Origin of the sequence: Actinophytocola sp. (assembly GCF_045807065.1) — a bacterium.
Classification (GTDB): domain Bacteria; phylum Actinomycetota; class Actinomycetes; order Mycobacteriales; family Pseudonocardiaceae; genus Actinophytocola.
In genome coordinates, this window is sequence record NZ_JBJMIE010000259.1 from 1 (window position 1) to 4945 (window position 4945).

The 4945-nt window shown below is 73.9% G+C and carries 5 protein-coding genes; all 5 read left to right on the forward strand.

Translation table 11 applies throughout. The annotated features are described in order from the left end of the window. The coding region (locus ACJ73U_RS15240) for an NADH-ubiquinone oxidoreductase-F iron-sulfur binding region domain-containing protein (protein WP_407778271.1) at positions 1-628 on the forward strand (628 nt) is incomplete at its 5' end. Then, positions 625-1845, forward strand: a complete 1221-nt coding sequence (glp, locus tag ACJ73U_RS15245; RefSeq protein ID WP_407778272.1) for a gephyrin-like molybdotransferase Glp — start codon at positions 625-627, stop codon at positions 1843-1845. The genes ACJ73U_RS15240 and glp, both read left to right, overlap by 4 nt. Continuing rightward, positions 1842-3740, forward strand: a complete 1899-nt coding sequence (locus ACJ73U_RS15250) for a molybdopterin biosynthesis protein (protein ID WP_407778273.1) — start codon at positions 1842-1844, stop codon at positions 3738-3740. Before glp ends, ACJ73U_RS15250 begins: the two co-directional genes overlap by 4 nt. Positions 3741-3917: 177 nt before the next feature. Beyond that, positions 3918-4532, forward strand: a complete 615-nt coding sequence (locus ACJ73U_RS15255) for a dihydrofolate reductase family protein (protein ID WP_407778274.1) — start codon at positions 3918-3920, stop codon at positions 4530-4532. After that, a partial coding sequence (locus ACJ73U_RS15260) for a YciI family protein (protein ID WP_407778275.1) occupies positions 4529-4945 on the forward strand: 417 nt, incomplete at its 3' end. The genes ACJ73U_RS15255 and ACJ73U_RS15260, both read left to right, overlap by 4 nt.

The window sequence follows — 4945 nt, forward strand, 5'->3', positions numbered from 1 at the left end:
GCAGCGCGGCGCGCAGTGGTGGGTCGACCAGGGCGCGGGCGACTCGACCGGCTGGAAGTTCTTCGCCGTGTCCGGGCACGTCGAGAACCCCGGCGTGTACTGCGTGCCCATGGGCACCACGGTCCGCGCGCTCATCGACCTCGCCGGCGGCGTCCAGGGCGGCGCCGCGGTCGGCGCGGTGCAGCCGGGTGGCGCGTCCTCGAACTTCATCGGCCCGGACCGCCTCGACCTCGCCCTCGACTTCGGCACGCTCGCCGAGGCGGGCACCATGCTCGGCTCCGGTGCGCTGGTCGTGCTGGCCGAGGGCACCGACCTGCTGGCCGCCGCGACGAACGTGCTCCGGTTCTTCCGCAACGAGTCCTGCGGCAAGTGCGTCCCCTGCCGGGTGGGGTCCACGAAGGCGCACACGCTGCTGCGCGAGCAGTTGGACACCGGCTCGTCGGCCTTGGCCGAAGGGCAGCGCGCGCAGGTCCTGCGGCTGGAGGAAGCGATGCGCAAGACGTCCATCTGCGGGCTCGGACAGGTCGCGCTGGGTCCCGTGGTGTCGGTGCTCGGACTCGACAAGGGTGGCGCGGCGGCCCGGCCACAGCCCCGCCCGGACGGCGCGAAGGAGCAGCCGAACCGTTGACCGGCCGGGAGTTCTTCACCGCCCGCACCGTCGCGCAGGCCCGTGCGGGGTTCCGACCCGGGCACCGGACGCCGGTCGAGGACGTGCCGCTCGCCGAGGCGCTGCACCGGGTGCCGGCCGGCCCGGTGCCGTCTCCCGCGTCGCTGCCCGGCTTCGTTCGGTCCACGGTGGACGGTTACGCGGTGCGGGCCGCGGACACCTACGGCGCGTCCGACGGCCTGCCGTCCTACCTGGACCTCCTCGGCGCGGTCCGCATGGGCGCGGCGCCGGATGTCGCGGTGCGGCCGGGTGGCTGCGTGGCGATGCCCACCGGGGGAGTGCTGCCCGACGGCGCGGACGCGGTCGTGATGGTCGAGTACACCGCCGAGACGATGCCCGGCACCATCGAGGTCACCCGCCCCGTCGCGCCCGGCGGCGGACTGGTGCGGGCGGACGAGGACGTCGCCGCGGGTGCGCCGCTCGTGCCGGCCGGCCGGCCGTTGCGCGCACCCGACCTGGGGCTGCTGGCCGCGGCCGGCGTCACGACGGTCGCCGTGCACGCCCGGCCGCGGGTCGCGATCATCTCCACCGGCGACGAGGTCGTCCCGCCGGCCACGGCGGAGCTGTCGGCCGGGCAGGTGCGGGACGCGACCGCGTCCGCACTGGCCGGGCTGGTCGTCGACGCCGGCGGTGAGCCGGTCGTCGCCGGCATCGTCAGCGACGAGCCGGGGGCGTTGAAGGACAAGCTGACCGAGGTGCTGCCCACCGCCGACCTGGTGGTCGTCTCGGCCGGGTCCTCGGTCGGGGCCCGCGACGAGACCGCCGGGGCCGTCGCGGCGGTCGGCTCGGTGTGGTGCCACGGGCTCGCCATCAAGCCCGGCAAACCGACACTGCTCGCGGACTGCGGTGGCATCCCGCTCATCGGGCTGCCCGGCAACCCGCTGTCCGCGCTGGTCGTGTTCGGCCAGGTCGGGATCCCGTTGCTGTGGCGGCTGTCCGGCTGCGAGACCCCGCCGCCCGCGCCGAGCACGCGGGCGCGGCTCTCCCGGGACCTGGCGTCGGCCGCCGGCCGGCTCGACGTGGTCCAGGTCCAGCTGCGCGAGGGCGTGGCCGAGCCGGTGTTCGGGCCGTCCGCGTTGCTGTCCGTGCTCACCCGCGCCGACGGCTACCTGGTCGTGCCCGAACCGGCGACCGGGCTCGCCGCGGGTGCCGAGGTGGAGGTCATCCTGTACCGATGAGCAGCCCCTTCGTCTCCGACGTCCCGGCCGTCGAGGCCCACGCCGCCTGGCGGGAGGCGCGTGCCGCGACGGGCTGCCCGCCGCGGGTCGAGGTCGTGGGCGTGCCGGTGGCCGAGGCGGTGGGGCGGGTGACGGCGGAACCGGTGTGGGCCAGGCGTTCCTCACCCGCGTTCGACTCGGCCGGCATGGACGGGATCGCGGTCCGCGCCGCCGACACGGTCGGTGCCGCCGAGACGACGCCGGTCCTGCTCACCGACTTCGAGGTCGTCGACACCGGCGACCCGCTGCCCGCCGGCTACGACGCGGTGGTCATGCGCGAGCACGTCCACCGCGTCGGTGACCGGGCCGAGCTGCGTGCGGCCGTCCCGCCGTACCAGCACGTCCGTTCCATCGGCGAGGACATCAGCGCGGCCGAACTGCTGTTGCCGGCGGGACACCGCCTGCGCCCCGTGGACGTCGCGGCCTGCGCGGCGGCCGGCGTGGTCGAACTGGCCGTGCGCCGCGCACCGGTCGTGGCGGTCATCCCGACCGGGGACGAGATCCGGCCCATCGGCGCCTCCCTCGAGCCCGGCGACATCCTCGACACCAACTCACTCATGCTCGCCGCGCAGGCGCGCGACACCGGCTGTGCGGCCCGGGTCGCCGAGATCGTGCGCGACGACCCCGACCTCATCACCGACGCCGTCCGCGCCGCGGCCGCCGACGCCGACCTGGTCCTGCTGATCGCCGGCTCCAGCGCGGGCCGCGACGACTACACCGCCCGCGTGGTCGCCGACGCCGGCACCCTCGCCGTGCACGGCGTCGCGGTCCGTCCCGGGCACCCGGTCGTGCTCGGCACCGTCGACCGGACCCCGGTCGTCGGCGTGCCCGGCTACCCGGTGTCCGCCGCGCTCACCTTCGACATCTTCGCCGCGCCCCTGCTCGCCGAGCTGGAAGGCGCCGCCCCCCGCGAACGGCCGTCCACCACCGCGCACCTGGCGCGCAAACTGCCCTCGGCCATCGGGATGGACGACTGGGTCCGGGTCCGTCTCGGCCGGGTGCGGGACCGGGTCGTCGCGACGCCGCTGCCCCGCGGCGCGGGCGTGCTCACCTCCCTGGTCCGCGCGGACGGGCTGCTGGTCGTGCCGTCCGGGGTGGAGGGACACCACGCGGGCGAACAGGTCCGGGTCGAACTGCTGCGCGGCCTCGGGGAGATCGACCGCACGATCGTCGCCATCGGCTCCCACGACCTGGTGCTCGACCTCGCCGCGTCGGCGTTGCGGGCCGACGACCCGCTCGTCACGCTGGCCTCGTCGAACGTCGGGTCGCTCGGCGGACTGGTCGCGCTGCGGGACGGCCTGTGCCACCTCGCCGGCTCACACCTGCTCGACCCGGCCACCGGGCAGTACACGCTGCCCTACGTCGACAGGCTGCTCGGCGCCGACACGGCGGTGATCCGGCTGGTCCACCGCGACCAGGGCCTGATCGTCGCGCCCGGCAACCCCCTGGCGCTCACCAAGGTCGACGACCTCACCCGGCCGGGTCTGCGGTACGTGAACCGCCAGCGCGGGGCCGGCACCCGGGTTCTCCTCGACCACGAGCTGACCCGCCGCGGCATCGACCCCGCCGACATCCTCGGCTACGGCCGCGAGGAGCACACCCACCTCGCCGTGGCCGCCGCGGTGGCCGCCGGCCGCGCCGACGCCGGCCTGGGGATCCTCGCCGCCGCCCGCGCGTTCGACCTCGACTTCGTCCCCGTCGCGCAGGAGCCGTACGACCTCGTGCTGCGCACCGACGATCTCACCGGCGACCGCCTCGCCCCGCTGTGGACACTGCTCGACCGCACCGGCTTCCGTGACGAGGTCGAGGCACTCGGCGGCTATTCCTGCGCCGAGACCGGCAGGAGGATTCGCTGACCCGGCGCGCCCTGATCCACCATGGTCGCCTTCTCCAGCCCGTTGGATCGGTGACGGCCGGCGTCGCGGAAAGTTTTCGAAGAAAGTTCGGGAGGGGGTGTCGGATCGGGACGGTCGTGTTCGTAGCAGGGGTGAGGCCGCCCGCGAGGGGCGTCCCGAGGGAAGGGAACCGCGATCATGAAGCTGACGACCGTGACTCAGGTCACCATCGATGGAGTGGTGCAGGGCAACGGCGGTGCGTCGGAGGAGGACCGCAGGAACGGGTTCGAGCGTGGCGGCTGGGCCAAGGGGGCGGGTGACGACGAGACCAGGGCGTTCATCACGCGGACCTACCAGCGCGCCGAGGCGTTCCTGTTCGGCCGGCGCACCTACGAGTTGTTCGCCGGCTCCTGGGGATCGATCGACCAGTTGCGCGCACATCCCATCGGCGTGGCCTTGCACGAGGCCCCCAAGTACGTTGCCTCGACCACGCTCACCGCGCCGGGTTGGCAGGACACGACCGTTCTCGGCGGTGACCTCGCGGCGGCCGTCAGTGAGCTGAAGGCCAAGCCCGGGGGCGAGCTGCAGGTGCACGGCAGTGGCGCCCTGACCCGGTGGCTGCTGGAGAACGATCTGGTCGACGAGATGATTCTGATCGTGATCCCGGTGATCCTCGGCCAGGGCGCGCGGCTGTTCCCCGACGCGGGCCCGGATCTCGCGCTCGACCTGGTCGAGTCGCGCGTCGACTCCAAGGGCGTGACGATCCAGGTCTACCGGCCGGCCGGGCGCCCGCAGTATGCGCCAACGGCTTGAAGTCCCTGACCACCGAACCACGCTGTCTTGACACCACAGGAGATGATCTTCAGATGCAGTACCTGGTTTCCGTGATCGATGACAAGAGCAATCCCGGCAGCACGGACAGGCAGCCTGCCATCAGCGCGTTCAACGAACGACTGATCGCCGACGGCTACTGGGTTTTCGCGGGCGGACTCGCAGACACCACTGCGTCAACGGTCATCGACAACCGGGGCGAGCAGGCGGTGTTCAGCGACGGGCCTTTCGTGGAGTCGAAGGAGTACCTCGCCGGCGTCTGGGTGTGGGAGGCCCCCGATCTGGATGTGGCGCTCAAGCTCGCCGCCGAGGCGTTCGCGACCGCCGTCCAGCGGTGGCCGGCCGACGGCGTACCCCCCAACCCCGGCGCCTGGCTGACCACCACCGCGGGCCGC